Below are 26091 nucleotides of genomic sequence, written 5' to 3' on the forward strand. Positions count from 1 at the left end.
CCTTACCTCGCTATGCTTCGTTCAGATAGTCGAACGTCGTTTGGTTACCTGAACATAGATACGCAGTGATATAAGCGTCAAGAAGGCGGCGAGAATCAGCCCTGGACGAGCGCCAGTCAGCGCCGGCACGGGAAGCGGAGGTTCTGGTGGAATCGGTGGCAGCAGAGGCGGGCGAGCGCAAGCCCGAGGAGGTCAAGTCCGCAGCGCGGGTGCTCGAGGTCCTCGAGCTGCTGGGCGCGGGCGGAGCCAGGCTCTCGCTCGCCGAACTGGCGAGCGCCATGCGGGTGCCGAAGAGCAGCCTGCACGCCGTTCTGCGCACCATGGAGGGGCGCGGCTGGGTGGACGTCGACGCCGCGGGCACCCGCTACGGCCTGGGCCTGAAGGCGCTGATGACCGGCACGGCCTATCTGGAGGGCGACGACGTCGTGAGCCTGGCGGGCCCGGTGCTCGACGCACTGGCGGAGGAGACCGGCGAGGCGGTGCACCTGACCCGGCTGTCCGGCCCGGACGTCGTCTACCTCGCCAAGCGCGAGTCGCGGCACGCGCTGCGCATGTACTCGGCCGTGGGCAGCCGGGTGCCCGCCCATGCCACCGCGCCGGGCAAGGCGATGCTCGCGCAGTACGAGCCGGGCGAGATCGACCGGCGGCTCAGCTGGCCGCTGGAGAAGCTCACCCCGGACACCGTCACCGACCCCGCCGAGCTGGCCGCCCAGGTGGCCGAGGCGCGGCTGCGCGGCTGGGCGCTGGACGACGGCGAGAGCTCGCCCGGGGTCCGCTGCGTGGCGGTGGCGCTGGGCGCGGAGCACGGGGGCGGCGACGCCGTGAGCTGCTCGGCGCCCATCAGCCGGATGGACGCCCGGCGCACCGAGGAGATCGCGCTCGCGGTGACCGAGGCGGCGCACTCGCTGCGGACGTTGCTCAAACGGCTCGGCCAGCACTGAGGGGTGGTGCCGCCGTCAGCCGTTGACAGGGCCGGCGGGACTCCATGCGTTCCGATAGCCGTACACCATACGCCTATCAGTACGTTGGAGCTCCCGTGCCGTCTGATTGTACGAGTCGTGGACTTCGACGAGCCGCCCCCGCCGGACCCGGTGCCGGAGCCGCTGGAGCCCGACCGTTGGGCGCTGCTGCGCGCCACCGACGGAAGCGTGCACCAGCCGTAGAAAGAGCCGCCAGCAATGTCAGGGAATTCTCTGCCACAAAAAGCGGAGAGTGTAAATTAATAAGCCTGACCTTTCACCTGGGCATTCCATCCATTTTGCGGTCAAGAGTTGACTTAATAACACACTTGGTTTTACATGGCCGACACGAGGTGGACAGGAAGGCCTAACCCATGCATGCTCACCAACAGGCCGGCGAGGAGCGCATTGCCAAGTTCCTCAAGGAGCGGCTGCGTTCCGCGCTTTACCCCCACCGTGTGCCCATGGACATCACGGCCTGGAGCGTGCCGGGCGAGCCCGTGCCCGTATCGACGGCGTTGAAGGGGGAATACCGGCCGTTCACCATCGGGGGTGAATGGGGCGCGCCGTGGTCCACCACCTGGTTCCGGTTCACGGCGGAGATACCGCAGCGCTGGGCGGGCCGCCGGGTCGAGGCGATCTTCGACCTCGGTTTCGACCTCACCCGCGGCCCCGGCGGTCAGGCGGAGGGTTTCGTCCACGACAGGCACGGGAAGCCGCTACAGGGCTTGCACCCGTACAACCGCACTCTGCTGCTGAGCCGTTGCGCCACCGTGGGGGAGCCGGTCCATCTGCTGGTGGAGGCCGCGGGTAACCCCCCCATCGTGGGCAGTGCGGGCATCAACACCCATTTCGGTGATCCTGTGACGGCGGGAAGCGCGCCCCTGTACCGGCTGCGCCGCGCTGACATCGTTGTCCGGGATGAGGACGTCTGGCACCTCATCCACGACGTGGAGGTGCTGTACGAGCTGATGCTGGCGCTGCCCGAGTCGCTGCCACGCCGGCACGAGATCCGCGTCGCCCTGGAGCGCGCGATCGACGCCGTCGACCCGTACGACGTCCCAGGCACCGCGGCCCGCGCCCGCGAGGTCCTCGCGCCCGTCCTGGCCCGCCGCGCCCACGAGTCGGCGCACACCGCCGTCGCCGTGGGCCACGCGCACATCGACTCCGCCTGGCTGTGGCCGCTGCGCGAGACCGTGCGCAAATGCGCCCGTACCTTCTCGAACATGGCCACGATGGCCGAGGAGTACCCGGAGTTCGTCTTCGCCTGCTCCTCCGCCCAGCAGTACGCCTGGATGAAGGAGCACCAGCCGGAGGTCTTCGACCGGGTCCGCAAGGCCGTCGCCGCCGGCAACTGGGCGCCGGTGGGCGGCATGTGGGTGGAGGCCGACGGAAACCTTCCCGGTGGTGAGGCCCTGGCCCGGCAGCTGGTCTTCGGCCGCCGATTCTTCCGCGACGAGCTCGGGGTCGAGACCGACGGCGTGTGGCTGCCGGACTCCTTCGGCTACACCGCGGCCTATCCGCAGCTCGCCACGCTCGCCGGGGCCGAGTGGTTCCTCACCCAGAAGCTGTCGTGGAACGAGACCAACCGACTGCCGCACCACACGTTCTGGTGGGAGGGCATCGACGGCACCCGGATCTTCACGCACTTCCCGCCCGTCGACACCTACAACGCCGAACTGACCGGCGCCGAACTGGCCCACGCGGTCGCCAACTACGCCGACAAGGGCGGCGGCACCCGCTCCCTCGTCCCCTTCGGCTACGGCGACGGCGGGGGCGGCCCCACCGCCGGGATGCTGGAGAAGGCGCGCCGGCTGGCCGACCTGGAGGGCTCGGCGCGGGTGGAGATCATGGAACCATCGGCCTTCTTCCACCAGGCGCGCGAGGAGTACGAGGACGCGGCCCCGGTCTGGCGGGGCGAGCTGTATCTGGAGACCCACCGGGGCGTCTACACCAGCCAGGCCCGCACCAAGCGCGGCAACCGCCGCAGCGAAGCGTTGCTGCGCGAGGCCGAGCTGTGGGCGGCGACCGCCGCCGTGCGGGAGGGCGCCTCGTACCCGTACGAGGAACTGACCGAGACGTGGCAGCAGGTGCTGCTCCACCAGTTCCACGACATCCTGCCCGGCTCCTCCATCGCCTGGGTGCACCAGGAGGCCGAGCAGACCTACGCCCGCATCCACCGCCGGCTGGAACGCCTGGTCGAGCGCGCGACCGGCGCGCAGGGGGACGGCAACCCACCGACGGTGCTCAACGCCGCCCCCCACGACCGCCGCGAGGTCGTCGTCCTCGACGACAGCCCCGCCACCGCGGAGGCCCAGCGACTCGCCGACGGCCGCTGGGCGGTGCTGGCCGAGGCCCCGGCCCTCGGCCGAGGCCCGGCCGGCCTGCCGTTCGGGGACACCGCCCCGCTCACGGTCACCGAGGACGACGGTTTCGTCCTCGACAACGGTCTGATCCGGATCCGTATCGACGCCGACGGGCTCGTACGCTCCGCCGTCGACCTCGCCACCTGCCGGGACGCGATCGCACCCGGGGAGGCGGGCAACCTGCTTCAGCTGCATCCCGACGACCCGGTGCGCTGGAGCGCCTGGAACATCGATCCGACGTACCGCACCGTCCACCGCGACCTCACCGACGCGGTCTCGGTGGAGCTGCGTGACCGCGGCCCGCTGCAGGCGAGCGTGCGGGTCACCCGCTCCACCGGCCGGTCCACCATCGTGCAGGACCTGATCCTGACGGCCGGCAGCCACGCCCTCGTGGTCGACTCCGACATCGACTGGCGCGAGCGGGACATGCTCCTGAAGGCCGCGTGGCCACTGGACGTACACGCGGAGAACGCGCGCGCCGAGATCCAGTACGGCCACATCGAGCGCCCCACCCACGAGAACACCAGCTGGGACGCGGCCCGTTTCGAGCTCTGGGCGCACCGCTGGATCCACGTCGGCGAGCATCGCTGGGGCGTGGCGCTGGCCACGGACTCCACGTATGGCCACGACGTCGGCCGCAGCACCCGCGCGGGCGGCGGGACCACGACCACCGTGCGGCTGTCGCTGCTGCGTTCCCCGCATAGCCCCGACCCGTACGCCGACCGCGGCGCGCACCGCTTCCGGTACGCGCTGCGTCCCGGCGCCGACGTCGGCGCGGCGATCCAGACGGGCTACGGGCTGAACCTGCCGCTGCGTCCTGCCTCCGGAGCGAATGTGACCGGCCGGCCCCTGCTGACGGTGGACAACCCGGACGTGGTGGTGGAAGCCGTCAAGCTCGCCGACGACCGGTCGGGCGATGTGATCGTCCGACTCTACGAGTCCCGCGGCGGCCAGGCCCGCGCTACGCTCGCCGCGCACTTCCCGGTGGCGCATGTGCAGGAGACGGATCTGCTGGAGGACCCGTTCCCCGGCTCGCACGCCCGCGGGGGCAGGGGATGTCCCCTCGCCGAACCCACCGACGAGGGCGGCGAAGTCTCCCTGTCGCTGCGCCCGTTCGAGATCGTCACGCTGCGCCTGACCCGTCCCCTGCGGGACGCCGATGTCTGAGCTCCAGCCGGCCGATGAGGCCTCGCTCCGCCAGTGGGCCACCCAGGACGGGCCTCTCGCCCTGCGCGCCCGGATCGTCCTGCTCGCCGCCGGGGGCATGCGCGACGCCGACATCGCTCGGCAGCTCGGCGTCTCCCGCCAGACCGTCGGCGCATGGCGGCACCGCTGGACGGAGTCGGGTGTGGACGGGATGCGCGACCGCGCCCGGCCCGGCCGTCCCGCGATGGTCGACGAGGCCGACGTCATCGCGCGTACGCTCCTCGGCCCCGGCAGCGGCACCGCGTCCCGGGCCGTCGCCCGCGAACTCGGCCTGTCGCACGCCACGGTCGCGGCGGTACGCCGCCGCTGGTCCGCCGGACCGCCCGCGGACCCGCCGCTGCAGAGCCCGGACGTGTGGGTCATCGGCCTGTACGCGGACGCCGAGCGCACCGTGCTGCTCACCGGGACCCGCCCGGAGTCGGCCGGCGGGTCGCCGGAGGGCAGCGGGGCCGGCGCCGACGTACTGACGGAGCTGGACCGGGCCTGCGCAGTACTCGCCGCCACCGGTCTCCCGAGCGACGCCGAACAGACCGGAGCCCTGGCCGGCTTCCTCGCCAAGGCCCGTCGGAGGCATCCGCACGTACCGCTGCACGCCCTCGTGCTGTGGGGGACGCCTGACGCCGCGAGCGACGAGGCGGATGTCACGTTCCACCGCATCCCAGGCTCCTCCCACTGGCGCAGCTATCTGCTTGCCCTGGTCGCCCTGGACAGCACCCGGCACCCGGAGTCCTCTCGCCGCGTCTACCTCGATCTTGCGGGCGCCATCGGCCGCTACGCGGCGGAGCTGCCCGGCGAGCCGCTGCAGTGGCTGCGCGAGAGCATCGCGAGCCATGTGCCGTCCGGCGAGGAGCCGGACACGGCGCTGCGCCGCGAGACGTCGGGCGGAGCCAACCACATCGACCTGGGCTCGTTCAACGAGTGCGTCGTCATCGAGGTCGTCCGGCTGTCGGGCACCATCACCCGTGGCGAGATAGCGCACCGCACCGGCCTGACACAGCAGTCGGTGTCCCGGATCTCCCGGTCGCTGCTCGCCCGCGGCATCCTCGTCGAGGACGCCCAGCGGCACGCCACGTCGGGCAAGCCCCGTACCCCGGTGCGGTTGCGCGGTGACGCGGCGCACGCGGTGGGCATCCATATCGACCCGGAGATCATCACAGCCGTCGTCATCGACCTCGACGGCACGCTCATCACCGTACGCACCCAGCCCGTGCGCCGGACCGCCGATCCGGAGGTGCTGGTCAAGCAGGTGGTGCAGCTGGGCAGCGATGTGCTTGCCGATGCCCGCGGTGCTGTGCGCGTGGACGGCTTCCTCGGTATCGGCGTCGCGGTCCCAGGGCCGGTAGACATCGCCTCGGGCACAGTGCTCGATCCGCCGCTGATGTCGGTGTGGACCGATCTGCCGCTGCTGTATCTTCTCAAGGACCACTTCCAGTGCCCGCTGATCATGGAGAAGGACGCGGCTGCCGCCGCTGCGGGCGAGCGGTGGATCGGACGTGACCGTCGTGCCCGCGACTTCGCGTACCTCTATCTCGGTACGGGTGTGGGTTCCGGGCTGTATCTGAACGGCGACCTGTACCGGGGCACCAGCGCCAACGCCGGTGAGTTCGGCCAGCTGTGCGCCGTGGCCCTGGGCCGTACGGAGCCCGGCGGCCAGCCGGAGATCCTCCCCGAGTGCAATCCGCCGGTCGGCCTGTCGCAGCTGGCGGCCCGGCGCGGCTGCGCCGCCGGCGCGGATCAGCCGGGCAGCACCGCCGCGTACCGTGAGATCACCGAGGCGGCCGCCGGCGGCGATCCGGCCGCGGGCGCGGCCGTACGCGATCTGGCGCGGGCCATCGGGCAGGGCGCCATCGGTCTGGTCGATCTGCTGGACATCGATCTGGTGGTTCTGGGCGGCCCTTTCTTCACCGACGAGGCGGCCCCGCTGTACCTCGACCACATCGGGGCGATGGTCAATGACTTCCCCACCGCACGGCGGCTGCGGCATGTCGACGTCGAGGCGTCGTTGCTGGGCCCGGAGGCGGCGGCGGTCGGCGCGGCCTCCACCATCTTCCACGCGACGTTCACCCCGCGGCTGGGCAGCAATGCCCTGTGGCGGTCCTCGCAGGCCTCCGGCCGGTTCGTCTGACAGCAGTTGCTGCCCCGTGCTCCCCCACAGGGCAGCCCTGGACTTTGTGGGGTCAGACGAGCAGCAGTTGACCAGGGCTGGGCGGACAGCGCCCGGTCGAGGACCAGGGAGGCCGCGCAACTGCCAGGTCGGCCCACCGAAGACGACGGTGTCGACGTCCAGCAGCGTCGCCGCCGCGCACACGCCCCGGGCGATGCGGATCGCCGGCCGCTCGATGATGCCGTCCGCCTGCGCCTGCCCCGCCCTGCGCCGCTGCCGGATCCGTCACCGTGTACTCGCTGCCGAGCACGCCCAGCGCGAGGCCTCCTCGACGAGCGCGCGTCGAGCAGGCCGCGCCGAGCCCACCGATCTGCGGGGACAGCCCCCGCGGACTGGGCGAGTTCGACGCGGCTCGGCGCGGTGGTGTGCCGCCGAATGGCGTCCAGGATCACGGACTCGTTGAAGTCGCCGACGCGTGGCAGGTTGGTGCCACGCCGCATGGCGGGCATGCCCGCGCTCGCCGTCACACTCGTCGACGTCACTCCTCCCACGGGCAGTACGCGACCTCGGGCGCGGGCAGCCGGATCGTGTCCCGTACGCCGTCGGGCCACGTCACGTCCGCGAGCAGGGTGGTGCCTTCGGCGCGGGTGGCGACCCGCGGCAGCGCGGCGGGGTCGGTGCCGCCGAGGTGGACGAGCGCGATGTGCACCGTACCGTGGGCGACGGGTCCGTTGCTCTCCACGACGGGGGTGGCGGACGCGGCGCCGAGCGCGTTGCTGTCCGAGCCGAACACCACGGACGCCCTGGGCAGTTCCTGCGCCCCGACGACGACGGAAACCAGCCCCGCCGCGTCCTCGACCCGTGCGGTGACGCCGTCGGCGTGGCCGGGTGACGACTGCGGATCGACGACCAGCGCCCAGCCGCCGACGCGCAGGATTTGTGGCATTGCTTCAGCGCCTGGTACCGGGTCGATGCGTACGGCCCGTACCTCGACCGATCCGCGCAGCGCGGACCCGACCGTGATCCAGGGGCCGAGAGCGTACCGGGTGTCGGGCCCGCCGAAAGGATCCCAGGTCGCGTCCTCGGGCCAATGCGCCCGCGAGCGGGAGACCGCCGTGGCGCCGTCCACGGAGACCCTGGTCGCCGGACGCCGGTGCGAGGCGCGCCCCGAGGCGTCCAGCAGCACGACCGCGTTGTCCAACGGGTCGGCGTCCGCGCAGGCGCCGAGGCCCGCGGTAGGGTCGCCCTGGGTTTCGGGTGCCGTGTGCGTGGAGTAGGCGAGACGCGCGTAGCAGGGGTCGTCGGCGTGCGGGCGGGCCGGGTCGGCGTGGTCGCCGCCGTGATTGACCACCCGTACGACACCGTCGGCGGCCGTGCCGGAGACGATCCAGCCGGGGGCTTGGAGGGTCCGCGTGAAGTCTCCCTGTTCGGCGGCGAGCGGGCTCTCCTCCTCGGTCCACACCGGATGGTCCGGCGGCAGGGCGAGGCCGATGAAGCCCTTGCCGGCCCAGTACGGCGAGGCGGGCCCCGAGTACACTTGCAGGACGCCCCGGTAGGGCCGGTGCCAGCCGAGCGTCAGCAGCCCCTCGTCGTCGGTGGCCCCGCGCTCCGTGAAGTGGTCGAGCATCCGGCTCGCGATCGCCCGGGTCTCCCCGGGCGCCAGCGGCGTGGCGTCGAACAGCGCGCCCGTCCACAGCGGGGCCAGCGCGGCGTGCCGGTAGGTGAGCGAGCGGCCCTGGATCAGCGGTGAGCCGTTGGCGCCGACCAGCAGCCGCTGGTCTTCGAGGAAGCGCCGCAGCCGGTCCCGGTAGCGGTCGAGGAGTCCGCTGGGCGCCGCATCGCCCAGGATGCGGCAGAACCACAGCGGGTACAGGTGCATCGCCCAGCCGTTGTAGTGGTCGAAGTTGCGCCGCTCGCCGCCGGTGAGCCCGTCGGAGTACCAGCCTTCGCCCGCGTACCAGCCGTCGGTCAGCGCGATGATCCGGTCGAAGTCCTGCTGGCGCCACTGGCCTCCGGCGGTGCGGGCGAACGCCTCGGTGACGCCCTGGAACCAGATCCAGTTGTTGCCGGGCATCGGATCGCCGACCATCGGGGCGAGCCAGTCCAGTACCCGCTGCCTGACCTGGTCGTCGAGGCGGTCCCAGATCAGTGGCCGCGTCTCGTGCAGCGCGAGCACGATCGACGCGGCCTCGACCTTGGCCTGGTTGCACTCGGCGAACGTGGGCCAGCGCTCCGGATTGTCCGGGTCGGTGCCTGCGGCCAGCCCGGCCGCGTACCACCCGGCGAAGTCGTGCGGGTCTTTGCCCTCCGCACCCGCCAGACGGAAGCCCGCCAGCAGGAAGGTGCGGGCGAAGCCCTCAAGCCCATCGCTGAGTACACCATTGATGCTCGGCGGACCGGGCAGCTGGATCAGTGAATGCCCGCCGGTGGCGTACGGCCGTACGGCGAGCAGCAGCTGGTCCGCCGTCCGCTCCCAGTGGGCGCGGTCCTCGGCGGGGGTGCGGTTCATGAGCGGCGGATCTCCCATGCCTATTCGTGCTCGGCGCCGTCTCCTGGCGCTCGCAGACCCTGGTGGGCTCGGGCACCACGCTACGGGCTGGTGGGAGCGATCAAGGGCTGATCCTCCATCACTCGGTCGCGCGGAGCACGGCGACGCCCGCGGGCGGCAGCGTGACAGCGGCGACCACCTCGCCCGAGAAGGCGTCGGTCCACTCGCCGCTGAGGGTGATGTCGTGCTTGTCGGCGGTGTGGTTCAGCAGGATGAGGAAGCGGCGGCCGGCTCCGGCGCGTACGCTCGCCTGGACCCCCGGAGGCAGGCCTTCGACGACGGGGGTCACTCCCGCTTCGGCCAGCGCCCGCGCGAGGACCGCCCGCATGGTGGGCTCGTCGAGCCGGGTCGAGAGGTAGCGGGCGGTTCCCCCGCCGAACTCGTGCCTGGTCACGGCCGGGCGGCCGGCCCAGTCGGGGGCGTCGAAGACGAGCTCGGGCTCGGCCCCGGTGAGCCGCAGGTCCTCTCGCCAGAGGCCGGCCACCCCTTCGAGGTGCGAGAGCGCCCCGCAGCCCCGCACGGCGAACGTCTCGTGCCCGGCCGCCGGGCAGAACTCCTCGACCCGCACCCCGAGGACCTCGCGGAGCGGCGCGGGATATCCGCCCAGGTGGACCCGGTCGTGCTCGTCGACGATCGCGCTGAAGAAGGAGACGACCAGCGCGCCGCCGCCGGAGACGTACGACGAGAGGCGCCGCGCGTCCTCGTCCGTCAGGAGGTACAGATTCGGCACGACGACCAGCGCGTAGCCGGTCAGATCGGCCGAGGGCGGCACCACGTCCACGCCGGCGCCCAGGTCGAACAGGGGGCCGTAGTGGTCGAGCAGGCGGTCCTGCTGGCGCACGCCGTCCGACGGATGGGAGTCGAGCTCGAGCGCCCACCAGCTGTTCCAGTCGAGCAGGACCGCCACCTGGTTGTGAACCCGCGTGCCGGGCAGGTCGGGCACCGAGGCCAGCTCCTGGCCGAGCGCCGCGATCTCGCGGTAGACCCTGCTGTCGGCGCCCGCGTGCGGCACCATGCCCGAGTGGAACTTCTCGGCGCCGCCGCGTGACTGCCGCCACTGGAAGTACAGGATCGCGTCGGCGCCGTGCGCGACCGCCTGCCAGCTCCACAGCCGCATCCGGCCGGGCTGCTTGATCGCGTTTCTGGCCCGCCAGTTGACCGCGCTCGGCGCCTGCTCCATCAGGATCCACGGGGCGCCGCCCCCGGCGCCGCGCATCGTGTCGTACACCAGGCCGGGGAAGAGATGCGGCCGCTCGTCGTGGGGGTCGGGGTAGCAGTCGACCGCCACGACGTCCACCCTCGGCGCCCAGCCGAAGACGTCGACGGCCTTGAGGCCCGCCAGGAAGTTCGTGGTGATCGGCACCTCGGGAGTGACGCGCCGCAGGATGCCCGCCTCGAGGTCGAAGCAGCCGCGCAGTGCCTCGTCGCTGAAGCGTGTGTAGTCGAGCTGCTGGGCCGGATTGGGGTACGTCGGTGCCACGCGGGGTGGCTGGATGTGGTCGAAGGACGCGTAGCGCTGCGACCAGAAGTCGGTCGACCAGGCGTCGTTCAGCGCCTCGATGTCGTCGCCGTACCGCTCCCGCAGCCAGCGACGGAAATCGGCCGCCGACACCTCGCAGTAGCAGGCGGGGATGTGGCAGCCGTACTCGTTGCCGACGTGCCACAGCCCGAGGGCGGGATGGTCGCGGTAGTGCTCGGCCAGCCGCTCCACCAGCAGCGCGGCCCGTTCCCTGTAGACGGGGCCGGACGGGCAGAAGTGTTGCCGGCCGCCGGGGCCCAGCACGGTCCCGTCCGCGGTGACCGGCAGGATCTCGGGGTGCTCATAGGCGAGCCACGGCGGCGGCGACGCCGTCATGGTGGCGAGGTCGGCGGTGATCCCGTGCGCGTGCAGGTCATCCAGGACCTGGTCGAAGAGGGAGAAGTCGTACGCTCCCCGTGCCGGCTCCACGCGGGCCCAGCCGAACACCCCGACGGTGACGAGGTTCACCCGGGCCTCGGCCATGAGGCGCAGGTCCTCGGCTCTGGTCTCGGCCGGCCACTGCTCGGGGTTGTAGTCGCCGCCGAAGGCCACGCCGCCCAGCCGGCGCCAGAGTCGCTCGACCGGCATGACATCGTGAGGTACGGCGTTCATCGTCGGCGCGGCGGCCCCGGCAGGCGAAGGCGCCGCTCCTCCCTTCTGTTGGTCACGGATCACGGGCGAGGTGGCGGCGCGGCGGTGCTCTGCCTGACGACCAGCTCAGGGGCGACGTACGCGGTGGCGGACGGGGACGCGCCGGTCTCGAGCTGGCCGATCATCAGCGACACGATCCGCTCCGCCACCACGTCGAAGTTCTGCCGGACGGTGGTGAGCGGCGGGGAGAGGTAGGCCGACTCGTCGAGGTCGTCGAACCCGGCGATGCTGACGTCCTCGGGGATGCGGCGTCCCGACTCGATCATCGCGCGCATCACGCCGAGGGCCATCTGGTCGTTGGCGGCGAAGACGGCCGTCACGCCGGGCCGCCGGGCCAGGGCGCGGCCGGCCTCGTAGCCGCTGGCCGCGCTCCAGTCGCCGAACAGCACCCCGGGGACCGCGGCTCCCGCCTCCTTGAGCGTCTCGTGCCAGGACTCCGCCCTGCGCTTGGCGGCATAGGAGTCCTCGGGGCCGGCGACGTGCCAGACGGTTTCGTGGCCGAGATCGAGCAGGTGACGGGTGACGAGCCGGGCGCCGAGGGCCTGGTCGGTGTCGACCATGGGGTGGCGGTGGCTGACGTCGCCGTCGGCCATCACGACCGGCACGCCCGGCGGCAGCCGGAGCGCCGGCGTGTCGAGGATCTGCGCCTCGATGAGCACGATGCCGTCGACCGCCTGCATAGTGAGCTGGTCGAACGCCTCGTGCACGGCCCGCTCGGTCTGCGACTCGATGGCGATCATGTTCACGGTGTAGCCGGCCCGCTGCGCCGCCCTCGTGACGGCGTCGACGGTGCGGGCGTTGCCGAAGCTGCCGAGCCCGAAGCTGATCAGGCCCAGGGCGCGGAACTGGCCGGTGACCAGAGCACGGGCGGCGGTGTTGGGCCGGTATCCGAGCATGCGCATGGCTGACAGGACGCGCTGGCGGGTCTCTTCCTCCACGTTGCTCCGGTTGTTGGCCACCCGGGAGACGGTCTGGCTGGAGACCCCGGCCATCGCGGCGACGTCGGCCATGGACGGCCGTCTTCGCGTGCGCCGTCCCGGCGCCGTTTCCTGTGTCGCCCCGTCCACTGTCACCTCTGGTCGTCGGATGCTCTCGGCCGATGTTTACGTAAACATGCCTCATCCGTCAATCCGGTCCACCGAACGGGTTGAAACCGCCGTGGATGTTAACTGAGGGTTACCTGTTGACATGATCCGGCGGGCCAGTTCAGACTACGGGACACCTTCTCTATGTTTGCGTGAACATTCGATCAGCGTGACCGCCGCGGCGAGCAGGGATCCGTCGGCGCAGGTAGCCGTGCGACTCCTCCGACCGCCGATGCCCCGACAAGGAGAGTTCAGTGCCAGTCTTCGTGGCAGCGCGAACATCGCCCAGGAGCACGCGATGACCGCGCAGGCCGCCGGAGCTCGGCGTCCCGGCCTCGCCCGGCCGTTCCTGCGCCTGCGTTTCGCCGGCTACGCCTTCTTCCTGCCGTTCTTCGTGGTCTTCCTGGTCACGGTGGTCGCGCCGCTGGCGTACGCCATCTACCTCAGCCTCTTCCAGGACCGGCTGATCGGCGGCACGGTCTTCTCCGGCCTGGCCAACTACACCCGCGCCATCGGCGACGCGCTGTTCGGAGCCGGACTGCTCCGCGTGGCGCTCTTCCTGCTCGTGCAGGTGCCGATCATGCTGCTCCTCGCCCTGGGATGCGCGCTCGCCATCGACAGCGGCAGGCTGCGCTGGCCGTCCCTGTTCCGGATCACGATCTTCATGCCGTACGCGGTGCCCGCCGTGGTCGCGGCCCTCATGTGGGGCTACATGTACGGCGACCAGTTCGGCCTGGCCGGCCAGATCGGCGACGCGCTGGGCATCGCGCTCCCCCAGCTGCTGTCGCGCTCCTGGATGCTGACGTCCATCGGCAACATGGTGACCTGGGAATTCGTCGGCTACAACATGATCATCCTGTACGCCGCGCTGCGGGCCATACCGGAAGAGCTCTACGAAGCCGCCGACATCGACGGAGCGGGAGCCATCCGCACCGCCTGGAGCATCAAGCTGCCCGCCCTGCGCCCCGCGCTCCTCGTGGCGACGATCTTCTCGATCATCGGTAGCTTCCAGCTCTTCAACGAGCCGAACATTCTCCAGAAGCTCGCACCCGCCGTGATCACGACGAGCTACACACCCAACATGTACGCCTACAACCTCGCGTTCAACGGCCAGCAGATCAACTACTCGGCCGCCGTCGCCGTGGTGCTCGGCCTCGTCACCGTCCTCGTGGCGTACGCGGTGCAGCTCATCACGGCGAGAAGGGAGAAGACGCTGTGACGGCCGTCGCCGAGGCGGGCCCCGCCGTGGCCGCCCGCCGATCCCCCGCGGCCAGGCGCCGCCGGAGGAAGAGCTCCACTCTCACCGTGATCATGCTGGTGATGTTCGTGTACGCGGTCCTGCCGCTGTTCTGGCTGCTGGCCAACGCCAGCAAGAGCGGCGGCGACCTGTTCTCGAGCTTCGGGCTCTGGTTCGGCGGGGACTTCCACCTGTTCGCCAACATCGGCGACACCCTGAGCTACCAGAACGGCATCTTCCTGCGCTGGTTCGGCAACACCGTGCTCTACTCCGTGGTGGGCGCGGGCGGGGCCGCCCTGCTGGCCACCATCGGCGGATACGCCCTGGCGAAGTACGACTTCCCCGGCCGCAAACTGCTGTTCGCGCTGGTGCTCGGCGGGATCTCCATCCCGGGCACGGCCCTCGCGGTGCCGACGTACCTGCTGTTCAGCCGCATCGGGATCGTCGACACCCCGTGGGCGGTGCTCATCCCGTCGCTGTGCAGCCCGTTCGGGCTCTACCTGATGCGGGTCTACGCGGCCGACGCGGTGCCCGACTCGATCCTGGAGTCGGCCCGCATCGACGGGGCGGGCGAGTTCAGGATCTTCCGCACCATCGCGCTGCGGCTGCTCGCCCCGGGCTTCGTCACCGTCCTGCTCTTCGCGCTGGTCGCGACGTGGAACAACTATTTCCTGCCGCTGATCGTGCTGAACACGCCGGACTGGTTCCCGCTCACCGTCGGGCTCAACCAGTGGAACGCCCAGGCCAACAGCGGCACCTCGGGCGCCGGTGACGCCACCTACCAGCTGATCCTGACCGGCAGCCTGCTGTCCATCGTGCCGTTGATCGTCGCCTTCCTTGCGCTCCAGCGGTTCTGGCAGTCGGGCCTCGCCACCGGAAGCGTCAAGCAGTAACCCCCGTGAGTGAGGAAACGCCATGAGAACACATTCGTCGCGGCGCGGTTTCGTGACCGCCGGGGTCGGCGCGGCCCTGTCACTTGCCCTGGCCGCGTGCGGCGGCGGCTCCGGCGGGGGCGCCACCGCCCCGGCTGCCGCCCCGAGCGCGTCGGCCGCCGTGCAGGACGCGCTGAGCAAGCCGGCCGAGCTGACGTTCTGGACGTGGGTCACGGGGATCGAGAAGACCGTCGCCCGCTTTCAGGCGAAATATCCGAATATCAAGGTCAACGTGGTGAACGCGGGGCAGTCCGCCGACCAGTACACCAAGCTGCAGACCGCGATCAAGGCCGGTTCCGGCGCGCCCGACGTGGCGCAGGTGGAGTACTTCGCGCTGCCCCAGTTCGCGCTCTCCAAGCAGGTCGTCAACCTGGCCGACTACGGCGCCTCCGCGCTGAAGGACAAGTTCGCCCCGTCGGCGTGGGCCCAGGTGGCGATCAACGGCGGCGTCTACGGCATCCCGCAGGACACCGGCCCGATGGCGATGTTCTACCGCAAGGACATCTTCGACAAGCTGAAGCTCAAGCCCCCGGCCACGTGGGCGGAGTTCGTCGACGCGGCCAGGAAGATCAAGGCCGCCGACCCGGACTCGTTCATCACCACGATCGACCCCGGGGACGCCGGCGGCGTCGACAGCATGATCTGGCAGGCGGGCGGCACGCCGTTCAAGACCTCCGGCGAGAGCACGGTCAGCGTCACGCTCGGCTCCGACCCCGGCGTCAAGCAGTGGGTCGGCACCTGGAGCACGCTGCTCGGCGAGAAGCTGGTCGATGCGCAGCCCGGCTGGACGGACGAGTGGTGGAAGGGCATGGGCTCCGGCAAGTACGTGGCCTGGCTGACCGGAGCCTGGGCCCCGAACGGCATCGTGAACTCCATTCCCAAGACGAAGGGCAAGTGGGCGGTCGCCCCCATGCCCCAGTTCGACGCGGCCAAGCCGATGAACGCCGAGAACGGCGGCTCCTCGGTGGCGGTCATCCCGCAGAGCAAGAACATCCCGGCGGCCGTCGCCTTCGCGGAGTGGCTCAACTCCGACCCGGAGGCCGTCAAGTCGCTGAACTCCGAGGCCGGGCTGTTCCCCGCCACGAAGGTGCTGCTCGACGACCCGGCCTTCCGCGACGCACCGCTGGACTTCTTCGGCGGGCAGAAGATCAACCAGGTCCTGGGCGACGCCTCGACCGCCGTCCGCCCCGGCTGGCAGTACCTCCCGTTCCAGGTGTACGCCAACAGCGTCTTCAAGGACACCGTGGGCCAGGCCATCGACGGCGGCGGCGACCTGTCCGCGGCGCTGAAGTCCTGGCAGGACCGCATCACCGCCTTCGGCACCGAGCAGGGCTTCACCACCAGCGGCGGCTGACCCGGGATGCGGCCCGGCCGGACACCCCACCGGGCCGCCCCCGCACCGGGACCTCAGCCCCGGACGGCGGGATAGCGGCACGCGCGCGCTGACCCTCCTTCCCCGAAGGGACCTCAGCCCTGGACGGCGGAAGAGCGGCACGCGCGTACTTCCCCCCTCCTTCCCTCAAGGGACCTCAGCCCCGGACGGCGGGAGAGCAGCGTCAGGGGTTCAGCGGTCACGGCGTGCGGTTGCCGAGCACGAGCGTGCCGGCGGCCGTGAACATGCCGCCGTTGCCCAGCGCCACACTGATCTCGACCCCCGGCACCTGCGCGGCGGCCTGCCCGCGCAGCTGCCGGACCGACTCCTGGATGAGGAACATCCCGTACATGCCGGTGTGGGTGTAGGACAGCCCGCCGCCGTTGGTGTTCAGCGGCAGCCTTCCGCCGGGCTCGGTGTTGCCCTCGGCGATGAACGCCCCCGCCTCACCGCGGCCGACGAAACCCATGTCCTCCAGCCCGTAGATCGGCACGTGCGCGAACGCGTCGTAGATCATCAGATGGTCGACGTCACCGTGCGTGATGCCGGCCTCCGCGAACGCCTCGGCGCTGGAGCGCCGGAACGCCGCCGACGTGGTGAAGTCCTCCATCTGGGAGATCAGCGGCGACTCGAAGGTCTCTCCCGTGCCCAGAATGTGCACCGGGGGCTGCGGCAGGTCCCGGGCGCGCTCGGCCGAGGTGATCACCAGCGCGCCGCCGCCGTCGGTGACCAGGCAGCATTCCAGCAGGTGCAGCGGATAGGAGATCATGCGCGAGTCGAGCACGTCCTCGACGGTGATCGGATCGCGGTAGCGGGCCCGCGGGTTGCGCGCCGCCCATTTGCGCTGCGCCACCGGGACGTACGCCAGCTGCTCGGCCGTCAGCCCGAACTCCTTCATGTAGCGCAGCAGCGGGATCGTGAACATCGTCGGCGGGCCGAGCACCCCGTACGGCGCCTCGAACTGGGCGTTCGGGCTGGACGCCGGCAGGGCCGGGCGAGCCGCGCCGACCCGGGACCTGCCCGACTCGCCGTGGGTGACCAGCACCGTGGTCGCGTGGCCGGCCCGGATCGCCGCCACCGCGTGGCGCACGTGCAGCAGGAACGAGGTGCCGCCCACCCCGGTGCCGTCGATCCACCGGGGCTTGACGCCCAGCGCATGCGCCACCTGGATCGGGCCCGGCGTGGACACGCCGGCGATGCCGTCGATGTCCGCCATGCGCAGCCCCGCGTCGGCCACGGCATTGCGGCCACCCTCGACATGCAGCCGCAGCGTGGAGTGCCCGGGCAGCACGCCCACCTCGTCGGTCTCCGCCGCCCCGACGATCACCACGTCGCCTCGCGCCATCAGCCCGCCTCCGTCCTTGCCGGCATGAACTGCGGAATGGTCACATCACCGCGCTGTTCGAAGGTGACCTGCAGGTCCATGTCCAGCACCAGGTTGTCCGGGGTGTTGTCGATGCCGACGATGTTGGCCATCATGCGCGGGCCCTCGGCCAGCTGCACCACCGCGATCGCGTACGGCGCCTCCTGCTCGAAGCCGGGCGCCGGGCGGTGGTTGATCGTGTACGAGTACAGCGTGGCGCGGCCGGAGGCAGTGATCCATTCGAGCGCGTCCGAGGCGCAGAACGGGCAGCACGGGCGCGGGTAGAAGAACGGACTGCCGCAGTCGAGGCAGCGCTGGATCTTCAGCTCTCCTCTGGCGGCGGCGTCGAAGTGCGGTTGCGTCTCCGGTGTCGGCACAGGCACCGGCTTTCCTCTTGCGGACACAGGGGCAGCTCCTGAAATTATGTGACAGTGTTAGAATCAAGTTCTGGAATTAGCTTCGAATCTAACGGACCCCACTGTCAAGACCGGCGGCGTCCCTGGCGCATCCTGTCGGTGGTGAGCCTGGCCAGCGTGCTCACCGCCCTCGGCGGCAGCGCGCTCAACGTCGCGCTCCCCCAGGTCGTTCGGCAGACCCACGCCGGCGCCGACGCCGCGAGCTGGATCCTCATCGCCTTCCAGCTGACCACGACCGTGCTCATGGTGGTGTTCGGCCGGCTCGCCGACATGTTCGGCCGACGGACGATGTACCTCACCGGCCTGGCCACCTACACCCTCGCCAGCCTGCTGGCCGGTCTCGCGCCGGACGCGTGGCTCATCGTCGCGCTGCGCGTCCTGCAGGCCGGGGGCACCGCCATGCTGCTCACCAACAGCGCCGCGCTGGTCACCGACGCCTTCCCCCGCGACAGGCTGGGCGAGGGCATGGGCGTCTACACCGCCTCGTTCTCCATCGCCCAGCTCGTCGGCCCCACGGTCGGCGGCTTCTTCACCGAGCACCTCGGCTGGCGCTGGGTGTTCTGGTACAACGTGCCGATCGGTCTGCTCTGCCTGGTGTGGGGGGCGCTCGTGCTGCCGCGGGCCCGGCCCGCCGGCGGTGAACGCGGCCTCGACCTGCCCGGCAACGTGCTCGTCCTGGCCGGTCTCGGCGGGCTGCTGCTGGCGCTGTCGGAGGTGACCCGGCTCGGCTGGGGCCACCCGCTGGTCGCCGGCGGCGTGGCCGCCTTCGTGCTGGCGCTCCCCCTGTTCATCCTGCGCGAGGGCAGGACGCGCCATCCGGTGGTCGACATCCGCCTGTTCCGCGACCCCCCGTTCGCCCTCGGCACCACGGCGTCGTTCCTGAACGCGGCGGCCCGCATCTCGGTGCTGTTCCTGGTGTCGCTGTTCTTCCAGGCCGTACGCGGCGAGGCACCGGTGCCGGCGGCGCTGAAGGTGCTCCCGCTGTCCGTGGCGGCGATGGCCGCGTCCGTGACCTCGGGGTTCCTGCAGCGGTGGCTCAGCCCGCGAGCCGTCGCCGTGATCGGCACCTCGCTGACCCTCACCGGCCTGGCCGGGCTGCTCTGCACGATCTCCGCGACCGTCCCCTACGCGCCGATGGCCGCTTTCCTGGTGCTCATCGGCCTGGGCTCGGGCCTGTTCCTGCCCTCCAACACCACCGTCCTGCTCGACGGCGTCCCCTCCAACCGGCTGGGCATCGTCAACGCCATGCGCCTGATGCTCCAGAACACCGGCGGGGTGGTGGGCACCGCCATGGTCCTGTCGGTCATCACCGTCCCGCTGCCCGCCGCCCTGCACGACTCCGTCTTCGCCGGAACCCTCTCCCAGGCCGCGCCCACCGCCATCGCCGACCTGGTCATCGGCTACCGGTGGGCGCTGGGCTGCATGACGGCCGTCGCCGCCCTGAACGTACTCACCTGCCTCCACCGCGCACGCCCGGCGGCCGGCGCCCCGGCCCCGGTTGACGCGAACCGGGGCCGGGGCCAGAACGGGAGCGTCAGCGCTTCATGAGCGCGAACACGCCCCAGCCGAGCAACGACCGCTCGAACCTGGTGTAGCGCAACGGGTCGGCCGACAGCTCGGCCCGCATTTCCGGGGCGAGCTCGTCGCCGGGGTTGGCATCCAGCCAGGTGCGGATGTTCAGCCACTGGGCGGCCCGGTAACGGTCCCAGCTGTCCTCATCGGCCAGCACCATCTCGACGACGTCATAGCCGAGACCGTCGAAGAGCCCGATGAGCCCGGGCAGCGTCTCGTAGTCCTCACGAGACCGGGCATGGCAGCCTTCGACGGCCTCCTGGCTGGGCGGCTCGGCACGCCAGAACGGCTCGCCGATCAGCATCACGCCGCCCGGCCGCAGACTGCGCTCCAGCAGCGCGACCGTCCCGGCCACGCCTTGGCCGATCCAGGTCGCCCCGACGCACGCCGCCACATCGACACGCTCGGCCGCCACATGGACGGCGGCGTCACCGTGCACGAACGTCACCTGGTCGGCGACACCGAGCTCGGCGGCGCGCTCGCGCGCGGCGGCCAGGAAGACCGTGCTGACGTCCACTCCGGTGCCGGCGACGCCGTGGTCGCGGGCCCAGGTGGCCAGCATCTCGCCCTTGCCGCAGCACAGATCGAGCACGGAAGCGCCTTTGCGCAGCTTGATCGCGGCGCCCAGAGTGGCGAGCTTTTCCGGGGTGAACGGGTTGAGAATCCGGTGGCTGCTCTCCCGGATGGTGAAACTACGTGGCAGATCCAAGGGAAGGAGTCCTTACGCGTGATGACTGGTTTACAGGGATGGACCGGTAACGAATGCCATCGACACGCATCTGAAGCAACTCCTCCGTCACGAGATATGATCGGCGACCCTAACCCCGGCCCAGATGTGCGGCAAGTGAGTTTTCCCGCTGACCTGTGATGCCCGGGCGCACGCTTTCCCACGACGCGAGCAACCCGCGTCATGCGCACACCTTCTGGAAGGGCACGTCCCCGAGGTACTGGCTCCACTCGGCGGGCGTGAGCGTGCGCCCGGCCCGCGCGCACACCTTCCCGGCCACCAGCGCGTCGGCGACGGGCACCTCGCGCACGCTGCCACCCTTCATGCCTTCCTGCATGCCGACGTACAGGACGCTCCCGTCGGCGCTGAAGGCCATCGACGAAGGGTCGAAATCCCCCGCGGCGTACGAGGTGCCGAGCCTGCGCCTTGCCTGGACGTCCCAGAACTCGAGTACGCCCTGGTCGGTGACCGTGGCGAGCGTCTTTCCGTCCGGCGAGAATTCCATGGCGGCGATGTTGCCGGCAGCGCGGGGCAGCGCCGGAGGCAGAGCGGTCGGAAGAGCCGGATCCTTGACGTCCCACAGGCGGACCCTGTGGCTGGCGGACTCATGGACGGCCATGAGCCCGTTGCGGCTGATGGCCAGCGCGTTGGTGTCGCCGAACCCGGCGCCGACGGGCTTGCCGGTCATCATGTCGACGAGCCTGCCCTCGAGCGAGGCGAACACCTGCCGTCCCGGGATGAAGGGTCCGTCGCTCAGCCGGGTCTTGTACAGGGCCACCACATGGCCGTCGGCGGTGTCCAGCACCAGCTCTTTGAGCCCCGCGTTCTGCCCGTAGTAGAGAGTCATGGCGAGCCGGCGCCCATCGAGGCTGAAGTTGGCGACGAGAGGGGTGTAGTAGCCCTGGCTCGCCCGCCGTGACCATAGCTTCTTCCCAGTCCCGAGGTCCCATAGCGCGACCGTGTCGTTGCCCACGGTGGCGAGCTTGGTGCCGGAGTCGTCGAAGGTCTCGCTGAGGTCGTCTTCCTCTTCGAGGGGTATGCGGCGCACCTCCTTGTGCCTCCGGAGGTCGAACACGCCGAGGGCGGAGCTGTCCTTCCTGGCCACCGCCCAGCGGCCGTCGCGGCTGAGCTCCGGAGGGTCGGGCAGGGAGACGACCGGGGCGCGGGGCTCGAGGTCCACGCTGATGACGGCGTCGTCAACGAGATAGCGCAATGTTCTGCCGTCGGGGTCGAAGCGGACGTCGGCGAGATCACCCTCGGCGCGGTAGCTCAGGATTTCCCTCTGGTCGCTGATCCGCAAGACCTCCAGGTCGCGGCCGTAGAAGCCGGCGATGTAACGGCCATCGGTGCTGAACCGGAGTTTTGCGAACTCCTTGCAGATTTCGCAGTTCAGCGTTTCTGCCAGCTTGCGCTCGTGCCCGGTGACGGCGTCTATGAGCACGATGTCGCCGGCGACGTCGACGCAGGCCAGGGTCTTGCCGTCCTGGCTGTAGGCGGCCAGCACGTGGTGCTTGACGCAGGCGGGGAAGGGCCGTTCGGCGGTCCAGCCGGGCAGAGCCAGCTGGTCGAAGCGGTGGCCGGGTAGCAGGAGGTGCCTGCCGGTCGGGTCCACGAGCGGCGCAGGGGTCTCCGACCACGTCCGGTTCTCATATACAGGCCGGCCGAACCGCTTGCCGGTGGTCACGTCGACGAGGTAGGGGACCTCGTCGGACAGGGTGACCGCGAGCGTCGTCTCGTGCTCGCCGAACACGACGCTGAAGCCGCCGTCCCCGGTACCCGGCAGAGGCATTCTCACGAGCGTCTTACCGGTCTTCAGGTCCCATACGCCGAGCTCGTCCGAGGTGGTCTGGGCGAGCAGGCGTCCGCTCCGGCTCAGCGAAGGGCTCTGTATGGAGTTCCCCTTCAAGGTCATCTTGGGCCAGCTCATCGTCCGTCTGTGGGTGCGCACGTCGTACACGTTGACACCGCCCTCGCTGACGCTGACCAGTGTGCGCCCGTCGCGGCTCAGCACCCGCCGGCCCACGCCCTTGACCGGCGGGTCGCGGAACACGGCCGTCTCCCGCTGCTGGAGCGAGCCCATCAGGCTGGAGCGGGCCTCCGGCTGCGGCGACACCCGGTAAGCGGCCACGCTGAGCAGCATGGCGAGGCTCGGATCCGCCGTGCGCAGGCGGTCGGCCTCGGCCGCGACCTGCTTGGCGGTCAGGATGTCGAGCCGCTCGGTGGCCTGCTGGCGCTGCCACACGGCCAGCCCGCCCGCCGCCAGCGCCACCACCAGCAGCCCCGCCAGCGCCGTGGTGATCAGTTTCCTGCGCCGGCCGCGCTTCTTGGTCAGCTCGGTGCCCGCGCGCAGGAAGTCGCGTTCGAACGGGGTCAGCGTCAGGTGCCTGCGGCCGGTCGCCGCCCAGCTCAGCGCCTCCTCCAGACGGCTGCCCTGCAGCACGTCGCCGTCGCGCCGGCCGTGCTCGTCCCAGTGCCGCGCCGCCGTGTTGATCTCACTGAGCGCGGCCAGCCCGGCGCGGTCGGCGTTCACCCACATGCGCAGGCGCGGCCAGGCCCGCAGCAGACCTGGGCGCGACAGGGCGACCGAGTCGTCCTTGACGGCGACCACGTACGAGAAGGCCTCCAGGATGCGCCGTACCGCCGCCGCCTCCTGTTCCGGGCGGCCGCCGAACAGCTCCTCGGGGGCTGCACGGCGCAGCGTCTCCTGGCCGTCGGCGTTCACCGCGACCAGCCGCAGGAACACCTCGGCCGCCAGGTCGCGCTCCTCCGGGCCGAGCGCGCCGTAGGCGTCCTCGGCGATCGTGCCCAGCGCGGGATCGCCCCGGTCGGGCACCCGCATGCCACCGGCGCTGCGGCTTCCGGCCGCCAGCAGCCCGCGCGTGTCGGAGCCGTCGCCGCTGACCAGCGCCAGCAGCAGGTCGCGCGCGGCGGGCCGCGCCGGCGGGTCCTTCTCCATCGCGGCTTCGACCAGCGTGGCCAGCCGGGGCGGCAGGGCGCTCAGGTCCGGATGGTGTGTCAGCACCCGGTGCATGACGCCGCCCAGGTTCTCGCCACCGAACGGGTCGCGCCCGGTGGCCGCGAACACCATGATCGCGCCCCACGCGAACACGTCGGCCGCCGTGCCTACGCGCTGCCCCGTCAGCGCCTCGGGCGCCATGTAGCTGGGGGTTCCCGCCAGCTCGCCGGTCCTGGTCAGGGACATCTCCAGCGTCCTGGCGATGCCGAAGTCGATCACGCGCGGCCCGTCCGGCCCGAGCAGCACGTTGTCCGGCTTGAGGTCGCGGTGGACCACGCCCGCCTCGTGGATCGCGGTGAGCGCCGTGGCCACGGCCGTCGCCAGCCGGTACAGGTCGTCCCCGGCGAAGCGCCGCCCTTCCCGTACGGCCTCGCGCAGGCTCGAACCTGGGACGTACTCCGAGACCAGGTACGGCTTGCCGCCGTCCAGCTCGGCCGCCAGCAGCCGGGCGGTACAGAACGAGGCAACCCGCCCCGCCGCGGCCGCCTCCTTGGCGAAGCGCCCCCGATCGCCCGCCGCGTGCAGCACCTTCACCGCCACCCGCCGGCCCTCGGGGTCGTAGGCGTCGTACACGACCCCCTGTCCTCCCGAGCCCAGCCGCCCGGCCAGCCAGTAGTCCCCGATCCGCTGCGGGTCCCCCGCGATCAACGCCTCCACGGCCGATTAGATGCGGCCGTCGCCGCCAAAGTTGCCGCGGCCGGCGGGTCAGCCATTATTTTACAAGTAAAACAACTGATAAGCTTTTCGGGATGACAAGTGCCATCCCCTTCGACCAGCACCTCCGGCGCGTCCGCATGCCCGTCCGATCCGCCCTGCGCCTGCGGCCGCTCGGCGACATCTGGCACAAGCCCGCGCTGAGCTCTGTGGCCGCGCTCGCCTTGGTGCTGTTCGCGCTGCTCGCGATCGGGCGGCTGGACCTGGTCCTGTACGCCGCCACCGGAGCGATGTGCGCCCTGTACGGCCATGGCCTGCCGTACGCCGCGCGCGCCAAGGCCCTGGCGTGGACCGTGCTCGGCATGGTGTCCAGCGTGGGCGTCGCGCTCGTCGCGGCCGCGCTCACCGACTCGATCGCCATCCGGGTGGCGGTGGCGGCGCTCCTGGCCGGGCTGCACAAGGCCGCGTGCGACGCGACCCGGATCGGGCCACCGGCCAACGTCGTGCTCACGTTCATGACCGCCAGCGCGGCCTTCGTGCCGCAACGGCTTTCCGACGTTCCAGCGCACGTGGGGATCGCGCTGCTGGGCGGGGCCGTGGCGTGGGCCGTGGGGATGGCGCCCGGGCTGGTCCGGCCCGACGGCCCGGAGCGGATCGCGGTGGCGCGAGCCCTGGAGTCCGCCGCCCGCCTGCTGCGGGCGCGGGCCGACGATCAAGACGACGACCTGCACCAGGTACGCAACGCCGCCGCGGCCACCGTCAACGCCGCATGGCAGACGCTGCTGCACTCCCCCGCCGCCGATCGGCGGCAGGGGCTCCGCAGGCTGCTGGTCCGGGCGGAATCAGCCGCCGCGCGGGCCTCGGCGGACAGCCCCACGACGCCTGCCCGCGCATTGGCGGCCGACGCCGACGTCCTGCTGTCCCACGCCCACGAGCTGCGCAGGGGACGCCCCCTGCCCGAGCCGTCAGCCGCCGACCCGCGTACCGCCGCGGCCGAGCAGGCCGAGCTCGCCGGCGTCGCCTCGGAGGAGGGCGTCCCCGCGCAGGGCACGGCGTTTCGCCGCTTTCTCATGGACATGGCCCGAGGATGGCGGGTCGTGATGAGGGTGTCCGCCGGCGCGGGGGTGGCGGGCTGGGCGTCGATGGCGCTCGGGGTGGGCCGGCCGTACTGGGCCGTCGTGACCGCTGCGGCGGTGTTCGCCGCCAGCACCACCCTGTCCTGGAGCCGCGCGCTCCAGCGCGTCGTCGGCAACCTGCTCGGTGTCGCCCTGTTCACCCTGCTGGCGCCCGTGACCCGGCTCGGGGCGCTCGCGCTCATCGTGACCGTCCTCGCCATGCAGTTCGTCACCGAGGCGGCCATCACCCGTAACTACTGGCTCGGCAGCGTGTTCGTCACCCCGATAGCCATTTCGATGACCGAGTTCGCGGGCGTGCAGCCGGTGTCCGTGCTCGTGGCCGACCGCTGGGTCGACACTTGCGTGGGGGCCGTCGCCGGGCTGCTGGCCTGCGTGCTGCTGCCCGATCGGCGGGCGGCCCAGCGGGTGCGCGATGGCCTCGACCGGCTGGAGCGGGCGGTGGCTGAGCCGCCGTCCGCCATGCAAAAGCGCGCCGCGCGCGACCGGCTCCGGGCCGACCTGGTGGAGCTGCGCGAAGCCGCCGACCTCGCGGCGGGCGAGTGGTGGAGCGCAGCGCTGCCGCAGGAACGCATCGCCGCCGCCGAACGCGCCGGACACCACAGGCTCGCCGAGCCGGCGACCTGACCCGACGCCGTACGATCAGAGCCGGCGAACAGGAAGAACGGAGCGCGTGGCGGTCGGCGGACGCCCGTGATGACAGGAAGGGTCGAGCCCGTGGAGGATGCCGTGGCGAAGGTGCTGCGCCAGTGGCGGCAGGTCCTCCCCGATGCCGATCTCGACCCTATCGCCGTCATCGGCAGGCTCAACCGGTGTGCCACCCTCCTGCAGCACGCCTCCGACGCGCCGCTCGGCCGGGCCGGTGTGAGCCGTGCGGAGTTCGACCTCCTGTGCGCCCTCGTCAGGGTCGGCGGGGAGCTGACCCCCAGCCGCCTGGCCCGTGAGACGTTCGCCTCGGGCGCGGCGGTGACCAAACGGATCAAGCGCCTGGAGGAGATCGGCCTGGTCTCGCGGCGGATCGACGACCGGGACCGGCGGGTGGCTCACCTCTCCCTCACCGAGCGCGGCAGGAGCCTCATCATGCGGCTGATGCCCGAGCAACTGGAGTACGAGACGGCCCTGCTGTCCGGTCTGCCCCCCGAACGCGAGCGACAACTCGCCGACCTGCTGGCGGAGCTCCTGCTGATGCTGGAAGGCCGCCTGGGCGGCATGCTCGGCTGAGCCGGGACCG

16 protein-coding genes are annotated in these 26091 nt (G+C 71.3%); 9 read left to right on the top strand and 7 right to left on the bottom strand.

The annotated features are described in order from the left end of the window. Positions 1-146: 146 nt before the first annotated feature. From ACQPWU_RS37920 to ACQPWU_RS37930, 3 genes are all read left to right on the top strand, one after another. On the top strand, positions 147-941 hold the full coding sequence (locus ACQPWU_RS37920) for an IclR family transcriptional regulator (protein ID WP_433430297.1): 795 nt from the start codon (positions 147-149) through the stop codon (positions 939-941). Between the two features lie 392 nt (positions 942-1333). Beyond that, on the top strand, positions 1334-4492 hold the full coding sequence (locus ACQPWU_RS37925) for an alpha-mannosidase (RefSeq protein ID WP_433430299.1): 3159 nt from the start codon (positions 1334-1336) through the stop codon (positions 4490-4492). Continuing rightward, positions 4485-6656 (top strand): ROK family protein, encoded by a 2172-nt coding sequence (locus ACQPWU_RS37930; RefSeq protein WP_433430301.1) that lies wholly within the window; start codon positions 4485-4487, stop codon positions 6654-6656. The genes ACQPWU_RS37925 and ACQPWU_RS37930 overlap by 8 nt, the downstream gene beginning before the upstream one ends. Before the next feature lie 517 nt (positions 6657-7173). Here the strand turns inward: ACQPWU_RS37930 and ACQPWU_RS37935 are convergent. The 3 genes from ACQPWU_RS37935 to ACQPWU_RS37945 all read right to left on the bottom strand — a co-directional run bounded on the left by ACQPWU_RS37935 (position 7174) and on the right by ACQPWU_RS37945 (position 12363). Further along, positions 7174-9144, bottom strand: coding sequence for a DUF2264 domain-containing protein (locus ACQPWU_RS37935; RefSeq protein WP_433430303.1), 1971 nt, complete (start codon positions 9142-9144; stop codon positions 7174-7176). 118 nt (positions 9145-9262) lie between these two features. Next, positions 9263-11290, bottom strand: coding sequence for a beta-galactosidase (locus tag ACQPWU_RS37940; protein WP_433430304.1), 2028 nt, complete (start codon positions 11288-11290; stop codon positions 9263-9265). Positions 11291-11373: 83 nt separating this feature from the next. Next, on the bottom strand, positions 11374-12363 hold the full coding sequence (locus tag ACQPWU_RS37945) for a LacI family DNA-binding transcriptional regulator (protein WP_433430305.1): 990 nt from the start codon (positions 12361-12363) through the stop codon (positions 11374-11376). A gap of 373 nt (positions 12364-12736) precedes the next feature. Between ACQPWU_RS37945 and ACQPWU_RS37950 the strand changes: the two genes are divergently transcribed. Genes ACQPWU_RS37950 through ACQPWU_RS37960 form a run of 3 tightly spaced genes read left to right on the top strand, consistent with a single transcriptional unit; the run spans position 12737 to position 15961 of the window. Next, the gene (locus ACQPWU_RS37950) at positions 12737-13657 is read left to right on the top strand and encodes a carbohydrate ABC transporter permease (protein ID WP_433430307.1); all 921 of its coding nucleotides are present in this window, start codon (positions 12737-12739) and stop codon (positions 13655-13657) included. Next, a complete protein-coding gene (locus tag ACQPWU_RS37955; RefSeq protein WP_433430309.1) occupies positions 13654-14568 on the top strand; it encodes a carbohydrate ABC transporter permease in 915 nt (304 codons plus the stop codon). The genes ACQPWU_RS37950 and ACQPWU_RS37955 overlap by 4 nt, the downstream gene beginning before the upstream one ends. A 22-nt stretch (positions 14569-14590) precedes the next feature. After that, positions 14591-15961, top strand: coding sequence for an ABC transporter substrate-binding protein (locus ACQPWU_RS37960; protein WP_433430310.1), 1371 nt, complete (start codon positions 14591-14593; stop codon positions 15959-15961). A gap of 217 nt (positions 15962-16178) precedes the next feature. Here the strand turns inward: ACQPWU_RS37960 and ACQPWU_RS37965 are convergent, their stop codons facing one another. Continuing rightward, positions 16179-17324: a thiolase C-terminal domain-containing protein gene (locus ACQPWU_RS37965; RefSeq protein ID WP_433430312.1), complete on the bottom strand. Its 1146-nt coding sequence runs from the start codon at positions 17322-17324 to the stop codon at positions 16179-16181. Further along, positions 17324-17725, bottom strand: coding sequence for a Zn-ribbon domain-containing OB-fold protein (locus ACQPWU_RS37970; RefSeq protein ID WP_433430314.1), 402 nt, complete (start codon positions 17723-17725; stop codon positions 17324-17326). The genes ACQPWU_RS37965 and ACQPWU_RS37970 overlap by 1 nt, the downstream gene beginning before the upstream one ends. 135 nt (positions 17726-17860) lie before the next feature. Here ACQPWU_RS37970 and ACQPWU_RS37975 point away from each other — a divergent pair, with 135 nt between their 5' ends. Continuing rightward, positions 17861-19306, top strand: a complete 1446-nt coding sequence (locus tag ACQPWU_RS37975; RefSeq protein WP_433430316.1) for an MFS transporter — start codon at positions 17861-17863, stop codon at positions 19304-19306. Here ACQPWU_RS37975 and ACQPWU_RS37980 read toward each other — a convergent pair. Beyond that, on the bottom strand, positions 19293-20039 hold the full coding sequence (locus ACQPWU_RS37980) for an SAM-dependent methyltransferase (protein ID WP_433430317.1): 747 nt from the start codon (positions 20037-20039) through the stop codon (positions 19293-19295). The genes ACQPWU_RS37975 and ACQPWU_RS37980 overlap by 14 nt on opposite strands. A gap of 199 nt (positions 20040-20238) precedes the next feature. After that, entirely contained in the window at positions 20239-23730 is a 3492-nt protein-coding gene (locus ACQPWU_RS37985; protein WP_433430318.1) for a protein kinase domain-containing protein, read from the bottom strand. A gap of 92 nt (positions 23731-23822) precedes the next feature. On the opposite strand from ACQPWU_RS37985, the gene ACQPWU_RS37990 reads away from it, so the two are divergent. Both ACQPWU_RS37990 and ACQPWU_RS37995 read left to right on the top strand, forming a co-directional pair. Further along, positions 23823-25487 carry an FUSC family protein gene (locus tag ACQPWU_RS37990; RefSeq protein WP_433430320.1) on the top strand — a complete coding sequence of 555 codons (1665 nt, stop codon included), beginning with the start codon at positions 23823-23825 and terminating at the stop codon, positions 25485-25487. 90 nt (positions 25488-25577) lie between these two features. Further along, positions 25578-26081 carry a MarR family winged helix-turn-helix transcriptional regulator gene (locus tag ACQPWU_RS37995; RefSeq protein WP_433430322.1) on the top strand — a complete coding sequence of 168 codons (504 nt, stop codon included), beginning with the start codon at positions 25578-25580 and terminating at the stop codon, positions 26079-26081. Positions 26082-26091: the final 10 nt, after the last annotated feature.

Source organism: Nonomuraea sp. CA-141351, from assembly GCF_050944675.1.
GTDB lineage: Bacteria > Actinomycetota > Actinomycetes > Streptosporangiales > Streptosporangiaceae > Nonomuraea.